17 protein-coding genes are annotated in these 16,268 nt (G+C 69.4%); 10 read left to right on the top strand and 7 right to left on the bottom strand.

The features are described 5' to 3' along the window. Nucleotides 1-80 precede the first annotated feature (80 nt). Nucleotides 81-2,249, top strand: coding sequence for a S9 family peptidase (locus ACMGFE_RS00685; RefSeq protein WP_436923018.1), 2,169 nt, complete (start codon nt 81-83; stop codon nt 2,247-2,249). A 267-nt stretch (nt 2,250-2,516) separates the two neighbouring features. Continuing rightward, the gene (locus tag ACMGFE_RS00680; RefSeq protein WP_436923016.1) at nt 2,517-2,822 is read left to right on the top strand and encodes a hypothetical protein; all 306 of its coding nucleotides are present in this window, start codon (nt 2,517-2,519) and stop codon (nt 2,820-2,822) included. Nucleotides 2,823-2,868: 46 nt separating this feature from the next. Here the strand turns inward: ACMGFE_RS00680 and ACMGFE_RS00675 are convergent, their stop codons facing one another. Then, entirely contained in the window at nt 2,869-3,054 is a 186-nt protein-coding gene (locus ACMGFE_RS00675) for a hypothetical protein (RefSeq protein ID WP_436923015.1), read from the bottom strand. 80 nt (nt 3,055-3,134) lie between these two features. On the opposite strand from ACMGFE_RS00675, the gene ACMGFE_RS00670 reads away from it, so the two are divergent. From ACMGFE_RS00670 to ACMGFE_RS00645, 6 genes are all read left to right on the top strand, one after another. Beyond that, nucleotides 3,135-3,752 carry a hypothetical protein gene (locus tag ACMGFE_RS00670; protein ID WP_436923014.1) on the top strand — a complete coding sequence of 206 codons (618 nt, stop codon included), beginning with the start codon at nt 3,135-3,137 and terminating at the stop codon, nt 3,750-3,752. Nucleotides 3,753-3,757: 5 nt separating this feature from the next. After that, on the top strand, nt 3,758-4,753 hold the full coding sequence (locus tag ACMGFE_RS00665; protein ID WP_436923013.1) for a winged helix-turn-helix domain-containing protein: 996 nt from the start codon (nt 3,758-3,760) through the stop codon (nt 4,751-4,753). A gap of 267 nt (nt 4,754-5,020) precedes the next feature. Beyond that, nucleotides 5,021-5,647: a hypothetical protein gene (locus ACMGFE_RS00660; RefSeq protein WP_436923011.1), complete on the top strand. Its 627-nt coding sequence runs from the start codon at nt 5,021-5,023 to the stop codon at nt 5,645-5,647. Nucleotides 5,648-5,747: 100 nt separating this feature from the next. After that, a complete protein-coding gene (gene thiC, locus ACMGFE_RS00655) occupies nt 5,748-7,199 on the top strand; it encodes a phosphomethylpyrimidine synthase ThiC (RefSeq protein ID WP_436923010.1) in 1,452 nt (483 codons plus the stop codon). Nucleotides 7,200-7,366: 167 nt separating this feature from the next. Then, nucleotides 7,367-8,137, top strand: a complete 771-nt coding sequence (locus ACMGFE_RS00650; RefSeq protein WP_436923008.1) for an SDR family NAD(P)-dependent oxidoreductase — start codon at nt 7,367-7,369, stop codon at nt 8,135-8,137. Then, complete coding sequence (locus tag ACMGFE_RS00645) at nt 8,134-9,147, top strand: TIGR04024 family LLM class F420-dependent oxidoreductase (protein ID WP_436923006.1); 1,014 nt, start codon at nt 8,134-8,136, stop codon at nt 9,145-9,147. The genes ACMGFE_RS00650 and ACMGFE_RS00645 overlap by 4 nt, the downstream gene beginning before the upstream one ends. A gap of 428 nt (nt 9,148-9,575) precedes the next feature. Here ACMGFE_RS00645 and ACMGFE_RS00640 read toward each other — a convergent pair whose 3' ends face one another. The 6 genes from ACMGFE_RS00640 to ACMGFE_RS00615 all read right to left on the bottom strand — a co-directional run bounded on the left by ACMGFE_RS00640 (nt 9,576) and on the right by ACMGFE_RS00615 (nt 14,711). Continuing rightward, nucleotides 9,576-10,961 carry an FAD-binding oxidoreductase gene (locus ACMGFE_RS00640; protein ID WP_436923005.1) on the bottom strand — a complete coding sequence of 462 codons (1,386 nt, stop codon included), beginning with the start codon at nt 10,959-10,961 and terminating at the stop codon, nt 9,576-9,578. 69 nt (nt 10,962-11,030) lie between these two features. Then, entirely contained in the window at nt 11,031-11,258 is a 228-nt protein-coding gene (locus ACMGFE_RS00635) for a hypothetical protein (protein WP_436923003.1), read from the bottom strand. Nucleotides 11,259-11,398: 140 nt separating this feature from the next. Then, nucleotides 11,399-11,611, bottom strand: coding sequence for a hypothetical protein (locus tag ACMGFE_RS00630; protein ID WP_436923002.1), 213 nt, complete (start codon nt 11,609-11,611; stop codon nt 11,399-11,401). Nucleotides 11,612-12,074: 463 nt separating this feature from the next. Then, nucleotides 12,075-12,881, bottom strand: a complete 807-nt coding sequence (locus tag ACMGFE_RS00625) for a 6-hydroxymethylpterin diphosphokinase MptE-like protein (protein WP_436923001.1) — start codon at nt 12,879-12,881, stop codon at nt 12,075-12,077. A 126-nt stretch (nt 12,882-13,007) separates the two neighbouring features. After that, the gene (gene folP, locus ACMGFE_RS00620; protein ID WP_436923000.1) at nt 13,008-14,213 is read right to left on the bottom strand and encodes a dihydropteroate synthase; all 1,206 of its coding nucleotides are present in this window, start codon (nt 14,211-14,213) and stop codon (nt 13,008-13,010) included. Between the two features lie 192 nt (nt 14,214-14,405). Next, complete coding sequence (locus ACMGFE_RS00615) at nt 14,406-14,711, bottom strand: DUF7577 domain-containing protein (RefSeq protein WP_436922999.1); 306 nt, start codon at nt 14,709-14,711, stop codon at nt 14,406-14,408. Nucleotides 14,712-14,845: 134 nt separating this feature from the next. Here ACMGFE_RS00615 and ACMGFE_RS00610 point away from each other — a divergent pair, with 134 nt between their 5' ends. Then, nucleotides 14,846-15,373, top strand: coding sequence for a DUF8114 family protein (locus tag ACMGFE_RS00610; RefSeq protein ID WP_436922998.1), 528 nt, complete (start codon nt 14,846-14,848; stop codon nt 15,371-15,373). Further along, a complete protein-coding gene (locus tag ACMGFE_RS00605; RefSeq protein WP_436922997.1) occupies nt 15,373-16,185 on the top strand; it encodes an RNA methyltransferase in 813 nt (270 codons plus the stop codon). The genes ACMGFE_RS00610 and ACMGFE_RS00605 overlap by 1 nt, the downstream gene beginning before the upstream one ends. Nucleotides 16,186-16,268 lie beyond the last annotated feature (83 nt).

Raw genomic sequence — 16,268 nt, 5'->3', positions numbered from 1 at the left:
GTCCGCGACCGCCGTTCAGTCCGTGGGATCGACCGGCACGCCGACCGAACGGATAAGTGACGGCGAGCCGACGGGCGGGCATGGACGAACTGCCCGCCGACGCGATATACGACCGGACTTGGCCTGGGGAGGTCGCCGTCTCGCCCGACGGCGAGCGGGTCGCCTTCGCCGCGAGCGAGGCCGACCCCGACGCGGACGAGAATCACCAGTCCGTGTTCGTCGTGCCCGCGGACGGGAGCCGCGACCCGCACCGATTGACTCGCGCCTCCGGCGCCTGGAACGTCGAGTGGTCGCCCGACGGCTCGAAACTCGGCGTCGTGATGGTCCGCGGCGACGACCTGGACCTGCGCGTCGGCCGTGACGACGACGAGGCGGTGAACGAGGACGACGAGGACGGCGAAAACGGCGAGGATGGTGAAAACGGCGAGAACGTCGACGAGGACGGTGAATCCGAGACCGATTCCGAGGAAGAGAACGGGAACGGCGACGACGAGCCGAAGCCGCAGGTCTGGGTGTACGACCTCGAACTGGGCGGCGACGCCCGGCAGGTGACCGACCGCGAGGAGGGCGTCAGCGACTTCGACTGGGGGCCGGAGGGCGAGCGCATCGCCGTGTCGGCCCGCGACCCGACCGACGAGGAACGGGAGTACCTCGACCAGCGCCGCGACGACGGCCCCATCGAGACCGAGCGCCTCCAGCACAAGTACGACGGCAAGGGGTGGCTCGACACCGTGACGACCTACCTGTTCGTGGTCGACGTCGAGACCCGGGAGGAACGGCGTCTCGACGACGCCTGCGCCGGCGGGATCGGCGGCGAGGGAACCGGCATGCAACCGGCCTGGCACCCCGAAGACGACCGGATCGCGTACACGTCCTACGACGGCGAGGACGGCGACGACACGTACGTCCAGGACGTCTTCGTCGTCGACGCGGGCACCGGTGAGACGGAGCGACTCACCGACGGCGAGTACCGCGCGTCCACACCAGTCTGGAGTCCCGACGGCGCTCGACTGGCCTTCGCCGGTCGCGTGCCGGACAACCTCTATCTCCCCTTCGACGTGTTCGTCGCCGACCCGGACGCGGGGGAATACGAATCCATCACGGACGGACTCGACAGGACGATCGGCTGGTTCGGGATGCCGGTCTGGCTCGACGGCGAGACCCTGATCGCGACCATCGGTGACGGGGGATGGTCGCGGTTCGTCCGGCTGGACGCCGAGGGGGGCCACGAGCGCGTCTTCGAGCGCCAGCCCCGCGACGAGACGCTCCGGCAGTTCGACGCCGCGAACGAGACGGTCGCGATGATGCGCAGCGACCCCGCGGAGGGGATCGACGCCCACGCGATGGACCGCGCCGACCTCGACGCTGGCCCGGACGAACCAGACCCGCGTCGGCGGTTGAGCGCGCTCAACGACGACCTCCTCGACGCCTACGAGTTCCCGGAGACCGTCCGGAGAACCTTCGAGAGCGACGACGGCACCGAGGTCGAAGGGATCACGTACTACCCGCCGGACTTCGACCCCGAGGACCCCGACCCGCGGCCGACGCTGCTGTGGATCCACGGCGGGCCGATGGCCTACGACGAGCCGAGCTTCGACTTCCAGGCCGCGTTCTGGACGACCCGTGGCTACGTCGTCGATACAATCAACTATCGGGGGTCGACCTCCTACGGGCGCGACTTCTGCGAGGCGCTGAAGGGCGCGTGGAACACGCTCGAAGTCGAGGACCTCCTCGCCGGGACCGAGGACCTGGTCCAGCGCGGCTGGGCCGACCCCGACCGGCTGTTCGTCGGCGGATTCTCCCAGGGCGGGGTCAACACCGCCTACGTCCTGACGCGGACGGACCGCTTCCGCGCGGGGCTGGCCGAACACGGTATCTACGACCTGCGTTCGTCGTTCGGTACCGACGACGCCCACAAGTGGTCCGAACTCGACTTCGGCCTCCCGTGGGAGAACCCCGAGGCGTACGACGCCGCGTCCTCGATCACCGACGTCGACGATATCGACACGCCGCTGTTGCTGACCGCCGGCGAGAACGACTGGCGGTGTCCGCCCACCCAGTCCGAACAGCTCTATCGCTCGCTCAGGAAGCGCGGCGTCGAGTCGAAACTCGTCGTTTACCCCGACGAACACCACAACGTCGGCGACCCCGACCGAGCGATCCACCGCCTGGAGACCCTCGACGAGTGGGTCGCGCGGTTCGACCCCGAGCGTGACTCACCGGACGGTACCGACGGCGACGCGGAGTGACCGGACGGCGCGCGGGTGCTGGACGACGCGCCGGGAATCGGTACCGTTCGGTCCGACGCTATCCGAACGCGTACGCGAGGACGTAGACGACCGAGGAACCGATCATCAGGAAGACGAGGATCAGCGACAGGATCTGTTGCCGATCCAGGCCCGTGACGTTCATGCGCGGAAGTTACCGCGAGGACTGATATGGTTTTCGCGCCGGCCGCGAGTGCGGAGCGCGTCACCCCGGGAAAAGATAATGTGTCGACACGTCCAACGATAGGTATGATCGACGCGCAGCGGTTTGGTCGCGGTCGACTTGCATCGGTCGCTGGCACGCTCTTCGGTGCCGCGCTGCTCGCGCTCGGGGTGGCGATGACCGGGACCGCCGCGTTCGAGCTGCTGATGGCGTCAGGCGTCTCCGACCGCGTGGCGACGTTCGGCGCGCCGCGGGGCGCGCTCGGCGTCGGTGTCGGCGTCGTCGGGTACCTGATCCTCGCGCGCGTGTTCGAGCGCGACGACGCGGCCGGCGACGAGACGGACGGTGTGTCGCCGCACCAGTCCGCAGACATGTACCTGTTCGACACGTAGCGACGGGCCGGCCGTCTCGACTGGATCGACCACGCCCAAGCCCCTTTCACGTTGTTCGCGGGGTTCCGGGTATGCCGTCCTCTCGCTCGTCCCCGAGCTGGTCGTCCGCGAGTCGCCGGTCCCCGTGATGACTGTCCGCGACGACGAGTGAGGAGTGACAGGAAGCCAGGAGGCGACCGCTCTCCTTCGTCAGTCCCGGCCGCTCGCAGTCCGGCCCCCGAACCCCGGACACACGCGCCACACCTCGCAGACCCGACCTCTCGAGGTCCCCTAGAGTTATGTCGGGAACTCGCGGATTGCAGGGCGAGAGACATGACGCCATCAACCGGCAGGTCGATCGAGCGCTGGAGTCCGACGCTGTTCCTGCTCGCCGGGGCGCTGTTGGTCGCTCACGCGGCGGCCTGGTGGCTCCGACTCGTCACCGACGCGAGCGCGCCGAGCGGCGTATTCGCCGCCGCCGGGCATCTCGTCGGGACCGTCGCGCTGGCCGCGCTGTACCCCGCGCTCGCTGACCGGACTCCTCGGCTCGCCCGGGCAGCGGTCGTTTCCGCGGCGGTCCCCGCCGCGGGATGGTTCGCGATCACCACCGAACTAATCGCCGAGACGGTGGGTATGTCGTCGCCCCGCGGCCCACCGGTCCCGCCCGCCTTCTACGTCGCGGTCCTCGCCTCGACGGTCGCGGCGTACGTCCTGTTCACTGTCGCCGGCCGCCGCGCCCGCCTCGGTCCTCGGACCCTCGTCCTCCTGCTGCTGGCGCCAGCCGCACTGCTCGTCGCGAGGGTCGGGGCCGCAGCCGTCGACGCGGCGTCCGACGCGGCCGGGTTCGCCATCGGCGCCGGACTGGGACTGAGCCTGCTGGCGCTCGGGTTCGCGCTCCGACGCGTCGCGTCGACCGATCGCGGGCCGGCCGCTCGCGGGACGGCGGGGTGAGCGCCGTGAGCGACGCAGACCAGACCGAGTCGCCCCTGGAGGCGACGGCGGACGCGGTCGGTCGGCGGGCGACCGACGCGTTCGCACTGCTCGGCGACGAGACGCGACTGGCGATCCTGCTCGCGATCTGGGAGCGTCACGACCTGCGCGCTGACGACAACGCCGTCGCGTTCTCGCAGATCGCGGAGCGGGTGGGCCACGACGACCCGGGCAACCTGCGATACCACCTCAAGAAGCTCGAAGGGCAGTTCGTTCGCCAACGCGACGAGCGCGGCGGATACGAGCTCCGCGTCCCCGCGCAGAAGCTCGTCCGGGCGGTGATATCGGGCGCCGGCGTTCACGACGAGCGCCTCGAACCCGCGGCGATCGACCAGCGGTGTCCGTTCTGCGACGCCCGGACCGTGATGAGTTACCGCGAGGGGACGCTCTTCTGGGCCTGCCACGAGTGCGACGGGATGACGCCGGGACGGGACTTCGCGTCGTTCGACCCGCCCGGACCGCTCACCGCGCAGCCGTTCGACCCGGCGGGCCTCCGCGAGTGGTCGCCCGAGGGGCTCCGGGCGGCGAGTGCGGTCGTCGGTCGGCGTCGGCTCCGGTCGGTGTTCGACGGCGTCTGTCCGACCTGTTCCAGCCCGGTGGAGCGCTGGTTCGACCGGTGTCCGGACCACGACCCCGACGGCTGCACCGACTGCGGGCTGCGGTTCGGGACGACGGCTCACTTCCGCTGTCGCACCTGCGGTCACCACGACGGAGCGACGCCCAAACGCCTCGCGCTGTTCCACCCGGCCGTCGTCTCGTTCTACCACGACCACGGCGTCTCGACGCGCGTCCGGGCCGGCGACTTCGAGAGCGCGAAACACGTCCACGACCTCGCGCTCGACCACGAGGTGACAGTCGTCGGTGAGGACCCGACACGTGTGGCGGTCACGGCGTCCCGTGACGGCGAGTCGATCCGGCTCACGTTCGACGAGACGGTCCGCGTCGTCGACGTGGACCGGTGAACGACGGCCTGTTCCGCTCGACGGGCCGGTCGAGGGCCCCGCGACGGCCCGGAGCGGGCCGGCACCGATACCTGTCAACCGAATTTTAGTACTGTCGTGCTAATGACGTTTATCGTCCCCGGTTCCCTCGCCTATCCTGTCTCGCCGTGGCCGGGAGCGGGAACCCGCGGCGGGTGAACGACACCATGTTAGCACCAATGGCCCCTCATTCGACCGCATCGTCGACCGAACAGCACCCGGAGACAGCCGCCTCGGGGGTGACCACCGATGGCCGTGCGTGACGGCGTGCTGGCCGCCGTCGAGCGGAGGCACTCGACCCTGTATCTCGCGGCCAGCGTGTTCATGGTCGTCTTCGTGACGAACACGGCGCTGCGGACGTACCAGGGCACGTCCTACGAACCGGTGCAACAATTCGTCGCGCCGACGGGGTTCCTGCTCGGAGTCGTCGCGCTGGCTGGCCTCTATCCGCGACTCGCGGACAGTGCACCGCGAACGGCGCTCGTCGCGCTCGGCACGGCGGCGATCGCCGCCGCCGACTGGACGCTCATCGCCGTCGCGGGCGTCCTGGAGACTGGGGGCGTCGTTCCGGAGAACGCCGCGTTCAGCGCGATCACCGGTATCGTCGCGCTGTTCTCGATGGTGTTCGCGTACGGCCTGTTCGGCGTGACGAGCGCGCGCACGGGCGGTCACGGGCGGGCCGTCGGCGGACTGTTACTGCTTGAAGCGGTCACCTTCGTGGCGATGATCGCGAACTCCGTCGCCGCTCTCGGTGCCCCGGTGATCGTCTTCGAGATCAGCCACCTCGTCGCGTACTCCGGTCTCGGCATCGTCCTCCGGGGCGATCGTGCCCCGACCGGCCAGGCCGCCCCGTCGACGGATCCGACCGGGCGATAACAGTCCCGGCACGGACGGAAACCTGGGTCAAGCGCCCAAAGAGAGCGCTCTGTGGCGCGGACACCAATATTTATTACCAGGTGTTACAACCTAGTAATCGATGCCGACCCAGCTACAGCGCGCACGGGACGGGGAGGTCACGCCCGCGATGGAGCGAGTCGCCGAGCGGGAGAACCGCGACCCCGAGTTCGTCCGCGAGCAGGTCGCCGATGGCCAGGCGGTCATCCCGACGAACCACGGGCACGAGTCGCTGGACCCGATGATCATCGGCCGGGAGTTCGGGACGAAGGTCAACGCCAACATCGGCGCGAGCGAGACGACCAGCGACCTGGAGGACGAACTGGAGAAGCTCCACACGGCCGTCCACTACGGCGCTGACACCGTGATGGACCTCTCCACGGGAGGCGACCTCGACCGGATCCGCGAGGCCAACGTCGAGTACTCGCCGGTCCCGGTGGGCACCGTCCCCATCTACGGGGCAGTCACGCGGGTCGACGACGTGGCCGACCTGACCCACGAACTCCTGCTCGACGTCGTCGAGAAGCAGGCCGAGCAGGGCGTCGACTACATGACCGTCCACGCCGGCGTCCGGATGGAGCACCTGCCGCTGACCGACGGCCGGAAGACGGGCATCGTCTCCCGCGGCGGCTCGATCCTCGCACAGTGGATCGAGGAGAACGGCATGGAGAACCCGCTCTACACCAAGTTCGACGAGATCTGTGAGATCTTCGCCGAGCACGACGTGACGTTCAGTCTCGGTGATGGCCTGCGGCCCGGCTGTCTCGCCGACGCGAGCGACGAGGCGCAGTTCGCCGAACTGGAGACGCTGGGCGAGTTGACCCGCACGGCGTGGGACCACGGTGTCCAGGTCATGGTCGAGGGACCGGGCCACGTGCCGATGGACGAGGTGGCCGACAACGTCGAGCGCCAGCAGGAGGTCTGCGACGGCGCACCGTTCTACGTGCTCGGGCCGCTCGTGACGGACGTGGCGCCGGGCTACGACCACATCACCAGCGCCATCGGCGCGACCGAGGCGGGCCGCGCCGGGGCCGCGATGCTCTGTTACGTCACGCCGAAGGAACACCTCGGCCTGCCCGACGCCGCGGACGTGCGCGAGGGGCTCGCCGCCTACCGCATCGCCGCCCACGCCGCGGACGTGGCGAACGGTCGCGAGGGCGCACGCGACTGGGACGACGCGCTCTCGGAGGCGAGGTACGAATTCGACTGGCGCCGGCAGTTCGAACTCGCGCTGGACCCCGAACGCGCACGCGAGTACCACGACCAGACCCTGCCCGGCGACAACTACAAGGAGGCCCGCTTCTGTTCGATGTGCGGCGTCGACTTCTGCTCGATGCGCATCGACCAGGACGCCCGCGAGGCGGACGAAGCAGGGCAGATGGAGGCCATCGACGACGAGACCGACATCGAGGCGTCGGCCGCCGCCGAGGTCAACCGCCCGCCCGTCGGCGAGCACGACGCGACCGACGTGCCGGACCTCCCCGAGTTCGTCGAGTATCCACACCCCGATCACGAGGAACCAGCAGACGACTAATAGCGGGGAGCGAACGAAGTGAGCGCCCCGGAAATACGAGCGGGGAGCGAAGTGAGCCGCCACCGATTTCAAACGCCGGACGAGTTGTCGCGAGTGCTACGCATCTATTTGGACCTGCGGGCCCCGAACACGAGTATGCGAAGAAGTACCACAGCGGAGGGGAGACGGTGATCGACCAGTTCTCCGTCGCCGGGCAGGCGGCGGTCGTGACCGGGGGGACGAAAGGGATCGGCCGCGCCATCGCCGAACAGTTCGTCGCCGACGGTGCCGACGTGGCGATCTGCGCCCGGACCGAAGAGGACGTCGACGAGGCCGTCGCTGCGTTGAACGAGGGTGACGGCGGCGACGCCGTCGGCCGGGCGTGCGACGTGCGCGACCGTGCCGACGTCGAGGCGCTGGTCGACGCGGCCGCCGCGGAGTTCGGGACGGTCGACTGCCTCGTCAACAACGCCGGCGCGAGCTTCATGGCCGGCTTCGAGGACATCTCCGAGAACGGCTGGGAGAGCGTCGTCGACGTGAACCTCACCGGGACGTACAACTGCACGCAGGCCGCTCGCGAGCACCTGGTCGACGGCGGCGGGACGGTCATCAACGTCGCCAGCGTCGCCGGTCAGCAGGGCTCGCCCTACATGAGCCACTACGGCGCCGCGAAGGCGGCGATCATCAACCTCACGAGCACGCTCGGCTACGAGTGGGCCAGCGACGGGGTCCGGGTCAACTGTATCGCGCCCGGCTACGTCGCCACGCCCGGCGTCGCCAGCCAGATGGGCGTCGAACCCGGCGAGATCGATCGGGACGACATCGACCGCAACGTCGGCCTGAGCGAGGAGATCGCCGACGTCGCCCAGTTCCTCGCCAGCGACGCCAGTTCGTTCCTCGTCGGCGAGACGGTCACCGCCCGCGGCGTGCCCGACATCGAGGAGACCCCGGACCTATGAGCGAGCGCGCACCCACCCGCGACGTGTTTCTGCCCGTGGCCGCACAGCCCTCCATCGACACCCTCGTCGAGTACGCACAGGACGCCGAGGAACTGGGCTACGACCGCGCGTGGCTGCCCGAGACGTGGGGCCGCGACGCCGTCACGGTGCTGACCGCCATCGCCGAACGCACCGACGACATCGGCATCGGCACCTCCATCGCGAACGTCTACTCCCGCTCGCCGGCGCTCATCGGCCAGACTGCGGCGACCCTGCAGGAGGCCTCCGACGGCCGCCTCCGCGTGGGCCTTGGCCCGAGCGGGCCCGCCGTCGTCGAAGGGTGGCACGGCGCCGACTACGACCGACCCCTGCGCCGGACCCGCGAGACCATCGATATCGTCCGCCTCGTCCTCTCGGGCGAGCGCGTCGAGTACGACGGCGACATCTTCACTCTCTCGGGATTGCGTTTACGCTGTGATCCACCGGATACGCCGCCGGGGATCGACGCCGCCGGCATGGGGCCGAAGTCCGTCGAACTGGCCGGTCGCTTCGCCGACGGCTGGCACGCGCTCATGCTGACCCGGGACGGGTTACGTGACCGGTTAGCGGACCTGGAGCGCGGCGCCGAACTGGGGGAACGAGAGTTCGAAGACCTGCGCGTTACGCTCTCGCTCCCCTGTATCGCGCTGGACGACCGGGAGCGCGCGCGGGACCTGGCGCGGAACCACCTCGCGTTCTACGTCGGCGCGATGGGCACGTTCTACCGCGAGGCGCTCGAACGCCAGGGCTACGAGGACGAGGCCGTCGAGATCGCCAGCGAGTGGGCCAACCGGAATCACGACGCCGCCCAGGACGCCATCTCTGACGAGTTGCTGGACGACCTGGGCATCGCCGGCACGCCCGATGAGTGCCGCGAGCGGTATTCGGCGTGGGAGTCGATCGACGGCGTCGACGCCGTCTCCGTGTCGTTCCCGCGAGGCGCCGAGCCCGACGAGATCGACGCGACGATGCGCGCGCTCGCTCCGGAGTAGCTGGTGGAGTCAGAGGGCCACGAGGAATCGAACGGCAGTCAACGGCAGCCGTGAGAGCCGCAGTCCGCAAACGCGACTTTCACCGCTCTCGTCCCGTCAATACTGACGTTGAAAGCTCCCGACCGCTGCGGTCCCGGGCCTCGCTGGGCTCCTCGCTCCGCTGTCGTTCGAAAGAGCGCAAAGCGCTCTTTCGTGATGACGAGAGAGCTTCGTTCTCTCGAACCACGGTGCGTCCTTCGTCCGGGTTCCCGCAGCGGCCGGCCCCTTTCAGTCCCGCCCGATACAGCACCGCACCACACGCCTCCCCAGCCGATTGCGGTGCTCACTTCGTTGCGCTCCTCATCCCTCGCACGACTCCGTCGCGAGACGAGACTCGCGACAGCGCGCGCCGCTCGAAAGCTCGGGCCCGATACGCCTCGAACGCCGCCCTACTCCGACTCGTCCGGGAATATCTTCCCGGGGTTGAGGATGCCGTCTGGGTCGAGGGCGTCCTTGATCGAGCGCATCACGGCCACGGAGTCGCGGCCGTGCTCGCGGTTCATGAACTGCCGCTTGCCCAGGCCGACGCCGTGCTCGCCGGTGGCGGTCCCGCCGAGTTCGATGGCTTTCTCGACGACGCTGGCGTAGACGGCTTCGCCCGCCGCCACCATCTCGTCGTCGTCGGGGTCGACGAGGATCTCGTAATGGAGGTTGCCGTCGCCGGCGTGGCCGTAGCAAGCCATCGGGAGGTCGTGAGCTTCGGCCTCGCCGCGGGCGTGGCGGATGATCGTCGGGATCTCGCTGATGGGTACGGTCACGTCCCCGGGGTGGAGCGGGCGCAGGTCCGGACGGTACTCGTCGAGGGCGTAGGCCATCTCGCGGCGCAGCTCCCACAGCTGGGCCATCTCCTCGTCGGCGGCCATCTCGAAGGAGAGGGGGTCGTAGTCGGCGAACACGGACCGACAGAACTCGATCTCCTCGTCGATGCCGTGGTCGGCGTGGAACTCGACGAACACCATCGGCGCGTCGGGCAGGTCGGTCCCGACGTACTCGTTGGCGACCTCTGCCGCGAACGAACCCAGCAGTTCGATCTTCGCCACGTCGACGCCCGACTGGATAGCGTCGGCGATGGCGCCCGCGGCGTCCTCGAACGTCTCGAAGACCGCTCGCCCGCCGCGGACCTGTTGCGGGCGGCCCGCGAGTTGCAGCGTCGCACGAGTGACGACCGCCAGCGTCCCCTCGCTGCCGACGAGCAGGTCCTTGAGGTTGTACCCCGCCGAGCTCTTGACGGCCTCGCTCCCCGCCGAGATCACGGTCCCGTCGGCGAGCACGGCTTCGAGTTCGAGCACCCAGTCGCCGACGACGCCGTACTTCACCGCCTGCATCCCGCTCGCGTCGGTGGCGATCATCCCTCCGACGGTCGAGATGTCGCCCGAGGAGGGGAGCGGCGGGAACGTCAGCCCGTGCTCGGCGGCGGCCTCGTCGACGGCGCTCCCGAGGACGCCAGGCTGGACGTCGATCTGGAGGTCCTCGGGTCGAACGTCGAGGATCTCGTTCATCCGGGTCGTGTCGAGGCTGATACCTTCGTGGGCAGGAACTGCGTTGCCCTCCAGACCGGTCCCGGCGGCGTAGGGGGTGACGGGGATCCCGCGTTCGTGGGCTCCCGCGAGGATGGCCGAGACTTCCGCGGTCGAGGTGGGCCAGACGACGGCGTCGGGGCGGACCTCGTCTTCGGGGTGCGTACCCCAGTCGCCTGCGTGTTCGTCGCGGGCGTACTCGTCGACCGACACCCGCTCGTCTCCGACGGCGTCGGTCAGAAAGGCGAACTCGGTCATTGCCTGAGTGAGCGGCCCCGTCGCATTTAGCTTCGTCGGCGGCGGCGAGGACGCTCGCGGCGACCCGGCTCACTGATTCACCGACTGCCTCGCGGTGATCCGGTGTGTCAGCGAGTGGCCGACGAGCACGAGGCCCGCGCCGGCGAACACCGCCGCACCCCAGCCGCCCAGCCCGGTCGGCCAGTCACCACTCGTCGCGCGTAGCGCGACCGAGACCATCGCAATGAAGACCAACAGCGTGCCGAAGTTCCGGGCGGTCAAGAACTGCTCGTCGCGCGTATCCCTCGTTCGATCCATGGTGGACCACGTCGGAAGTCGGGAGCGGACGCCCATAATCGGACAGCCAAAACAGTTAGAGCCGTCAGATCGAGTCGAGAGCGGCCAGTAGGCCGGAACTCGTCGGGCCTGCTGCGGAATCGTCCCCTAACCGGCCACCGCTACGTACCGGACAGCGGTTCGAACTCGTCGTTGCCGCACTGGCAGGTCCCGTCGGTCCCGAGCGGGACGACGGAACCGTCAGCCCCCGTTTGCAACGAGTAGACCTGTCCGCACTCGGTGCACTCCCCCACCAGGGCCTCACCGTCGTCGTCCTCGCTCCCGTCGTCCCGCGGCCGTTCGTTGCCGTTTCGCGCCTCCGCCTTTTCGTTCATCAGTCTGATATCACGATAGCCGATCATAAATTGACACCTGCGGCATCAGTACTGATTAGTTACCAGATGCCGGCGCAAACGGACTCGGATCGGTTACAACGACCACGTGGCGCCGCACCGGCCGCCCCGTAGGACGTGTGACGTAGTGGGGAACACATCAGCAATCTGACGAACGCGACTGTTCTCCTCGTCCGCGCGGTGAACGGGACGCCGACCGGACCGGGCGCCCTTCCGGCAGATCACCGAGTGGGCCGGCGAGCGATTCGACCTCTCGGAGACCGGTCGGCGACGGCTGTCCCTGCTGTTCGCGGTGCTCGCCGTCCTGTTGCTCGTCGCGTTCGTCGCCAACTACGCGACCGTCACGACCGTCGAGATCGTGAGCGCGCTCTGAGCGCGGCGCCGAAGGACTCCGCGGTCCGGCCCGATCGACCGGCGGCGCCGACGCCCGCTTCCGAGCCGCCGTTCAGATCGGGACGGTCGACTCGTCGATCCCGTCGCGCCGGCCGTCGAGCACGTCGAAGCGCTCGCCGCGGCGGACTTCCAGCCACCGCAGCAGCCGCTCGGCCCAGACGAGCTTCCGGCGCTTGATCGGCCCCACGCTCCGGTCGTCGAAGTCCCAGCCGGCGAAGACCAGTTCAGCGGCGCCGCAGTGATCGGCGAGGAACGCGGCGCGGTCGCCGTCGGTGAACCCGCCGGTGTTGTAGACCGGCCCCGCGGGCGCCGCCTGGGTCGTCGGCAGCACCCACTCCACCGCGAGGCGCGGCACCCGCTCGCGGAGCGCCGGCCGGTTGTCGCCGTGGGCGTGAACGGCGACGGGCGTCCCCTCGCGCGTCAACTCGCGGGCGACGTCGCCCTCTTCGTCCAGGTCGGTCACCATGCAGTCCACCGGGAGTCCGGCCTCCCGGACTCGCGTGGCCGCGTCCGAGGCAGCGACGACGCGCTCGGCCTCCCCGACTCGCTCCAGTTCGGCGTCGAGGGACGGCCCCGCGCCGACGATCGCGACCGTCTCGTCCGCGAAATCGAGGTCTTCCGGGACGAGCGTCCGTGCGTCGACAGCGCTTGCATCCGAGGCGCCGACACCGCTCGCGTCTGAGGCGTCCGCCCCGGCGTCTGACGCGCCCGCGCCTCCGTCAGACGCTCGCTCAGCCGTGGAATCGCCGTCGCTCACGAGGGCGGCGAGCAGGTCGCGGGCCCGTTCGTCGGCGGTCCGGTCGAACCCCATATCGGCCAGGATCGCGGCGTAGACGGGTTCCCAGTCGTGAAATTCCATGGCTGTCGCTACGAACGTTGGTCCCCAATAAACCGGATTAGCCGAAGTGGCACGGACAAGGTACCCCTACCCAGGTGCCCTTTCGGCCTTCACCCACTCGTTTTGGCGCATCCGGTATAAGTTTTCTCACCTCTTTTCGCCCCCGCCGCCCGGCAGCGTCCGCGCGAGCGGGCGTGGCACGTCTGTTCTGTCCCCCAGCGCCGCCAGCGAAGTCGTCGATCCATATAAAAACCCCCCGTCGCCTCCCTCGGCCGGCAGGAACCGACAGTCGGTCGCGTTCGCCGCCGCTTGCAGGCGTTCGCGCGCCGATTCGTCCAGTCCGCCGACGGCGTACACCCGACTCACGACAGACGCGGGGTCCGCGTCCGTGACGCCGGCGCGCTCGAAGTGGCGGGCCGCCTCCCCCGGAGTCGTCACGTCGAGTTCCTCGACGGTGAGGGCGTCGTCGCTGCCGGAACCGCTGCGTCCGCGCTCCCGAGCGAACGCGTCCCCGACGAGGGCGGCGTCGCGCGTCTCGGCCACGTCGTGGGTGCGGATCACGTGGGCGCCGCGCTCGACGGCCATCGAGGTGGCCGCCAGGCTCACCGGTAGTGCGGCCTCCGTCGAGCGGTCGGCGATCGAACGGAGGAAGTTCTTCCGGTTGATGGAGACGAGCATCGGCCGGTCGAGGCCGCGGAACTCCCGCAGGCGGCGGAACGTCTCGCGGTCGTCTTCGAGCGTCTGGTCCTCGGACCACCCGCCGAACGCCGGGTCGACGATGGTCTTGTCCGTCAGCCCGTTCTGTTTCAGCGCCTCGTACACCTGGTCGACGTAGTCCGCCTGTTCGGCCCATTCCTCCGAACGGCGCTCGGCCCACGGCGTCGCTCGCACGGCACCGGGTTTCGCCAGGTCTGGCGGGCTCGCCATCTTCGCGACCGCCACGTCGTACTCGCGACAGACGGCAGGCATCTCCGGGTCGGCGAACCCCGCGATGTCGTTGACCATGTCGAACCCGCGGTCCAGGGCCGCCTCCGCCACCTCGGCGTAGCGCGTCTCGATGCTCCAGACCGCGTCGCCGGAGGTCGAGTGGAGCGCCTCGACCGCGGTGTCCAGCCGAGCGAGTTCCTGTTCGGCCGAGAGCACGTCGAAGCGTTTGTTGGCCGACTCCAGCCCCACGTCGACGACGTCCGCCCCCTCGCCGATCAGGTCGTCGTCGACGTACGCCGCGGCCTCGCCGGGGTCGTCGAAGACGCTCGGGTCGTAGGGCGACTCCTCGCTGACGTTGAGGACGCCCATGATCCGCGGGGGGTAGTCGTCGCCGATCCCCATGCCCGCGGCGGTGACGTTCTGCATGCGCGCCTCTGCGGACTGGGGCCGCAAAAACGGTGCGATGGACCGCCGGTGCCGACCGACCGCGGTCGGTCGTGGTACCGGATAACCGCTGTCGCTCGGCAGTACCGGGCGGCTGCTGACGCTCGTCGGTACTCGACGCCCGCGGTTGGTCGCCAGCACGGACGCCGACTCGGACGCCACCTCGACGCGCGGTCACTGGTTCAGGAAGCTGTTCGGCGTCTGCGTCCTGCGTGCGGCGCGCGATTCCGGCAGCTTCGACGAGCAGTTCTTGCAGACGCTGTACTCCGGGTCGTTGTTCGTCCCGCATTCCGGGCAATAGCCCGGGTACTTCGCGGGCGTCGTGTAGACGAGACTCGAGTAGTGCGACGGCAACACCTCGCCGTCGCGCGGCGCGCGCGCCGCGAGTCGACCGAGTGCGAGCCACGCCCCCATCGCGGCCACGCCGAGTGCCAGCCCACCGGCGACCACCAGCGCCAGGAAGACCACGAAGCTGGTCATGTGTGTGAAGAGGTAACGTACATACATAAATCGTCGGCCGGCGAGCCCTTCGGTGGCGCCACCCCGGTCGCCGGTGGCGACACCGCGAGCGCCAACACGGGCGCTTTTTGTCGACTCGTCGTCTACCCGCCGACATGGGCAAGGTATCGATCGGTCTCCGGGGCTGGCGGTTCGACGAGGACGCGGTGTTCGGCGCCGACGGCAAGATCCGGCCGCTGGCGAACATGGACGCCGACACCCGCGAGCGGATCGTCCGCCTCTCCGCGATGATGGGCGAACCGTGTGACGCCTGTTACCTCCTCCACGGCGACGAGGACATCGAGCGGTGCAACCCCGCGCAGGCCATCTACGGCGAACCGCTCGGGGAAGTCCTCCTCTGCGACGACCACGAGGCCGACTTCGTCTACTGGTTCCAGGAGGAAGGCGGCAAGCACCTCGCCGGCGAGCGCGAGCTCCAGGCGCGCTTCCACGACTGGTTCGCCGACGGCGGGCGCGCGCCCGACGGGTTCGAGCTCGAACACGTCGAGGAGGACCCCGACAGCGTCCCCGAGGCGCCCGACCCCGACGACGAACTCCCCGGCCTCGAAGAGGAGATCGAGGAGATGGACGACGAGGAACTCGACGCGCTCGACCTCGACCTCACCGACCTGGACTTCGAGTGATGACCGACGGACCAGACCAGCGTGCCGCGGACCTCCCTCCGGACGCTGACGGGAGCGGCCCCTCGATCACCGTCGCCGTCGTCGACGCCGAGACGCCCGGCAACGTCGGCACCATCGCCCGGTCGATGAAGAACTTCGGTCTCTCGGACCTGTTGCTGGTCGACCCGCCGGAACTCGACCCCGAGGGCGAAGCCTACGGCTTCGCAGGGCAGGCCCGCGAGGACGTCCTCCCGAACGCTCGCGAGGTCAACTTCGACTATCTCGTCGACAACTTCCACACCGTCGGATCGACCGCAGTGACGAACGAGGACGAGCGGAGCCACACGCGCTATCCGTTCAAGACGCCCGCGGAGCTCGCCGACAGTCTGCGCGGCGTCGAGACTGACACCTGCGTCGTCTTCGGCCGCGAGCGCGTCGGCCTCACCAACGACGAACTCGCCCGCCTCGACGAGGTCTGTTCGATCCCCGCCGCCGCCGACTACCCCGTCCTCAACCTCGGCCAGGCGGCGACCATCGTCCTCTACGAACTCCGTGAGTTGACCGTCGCGGCGACCCAGCACCCCGACGATCGCCACCAGCGCGCCGAGGAACGGGCGGTCGAGGGGCTCAACGACCAGTTCGGCGACTTCCTGGAGGCGATCGACCATCCCGAGGAGAAGCGACCGAAGGCCCGCCGGCTCTGGCGGCGACTCGTCGGCCGCGCCCATCCGACCGGCCGCGAGGCGACGACGCTGCGCGGTATCTTCCGCCGGGCGTCACAGAAGATCGAACGCGTCAAGGACCGAGCAGACGGCGACCGCGTCCAGGACTGAGCAGACGGCGACCGCGTCCGGAATCGAGCGGACGACGACCGGACCGAGTAGGCGGTCGCGGCCCCCTGGACCGAGACCCGTCG

It is taken from the genome of Halosimplex amylolyticum (assembly GCF_051414035.1).
Classification (GTDB): domain Archaea; phylum Halobacteriota; class Halobacteria; order Halobacteriales; family Haloarculaceae; genus Halosimplex; species Halosimplex amylolyticum.
This window is presented reverse-complemented; position numbering and strand designations above follow the sequence as displayed.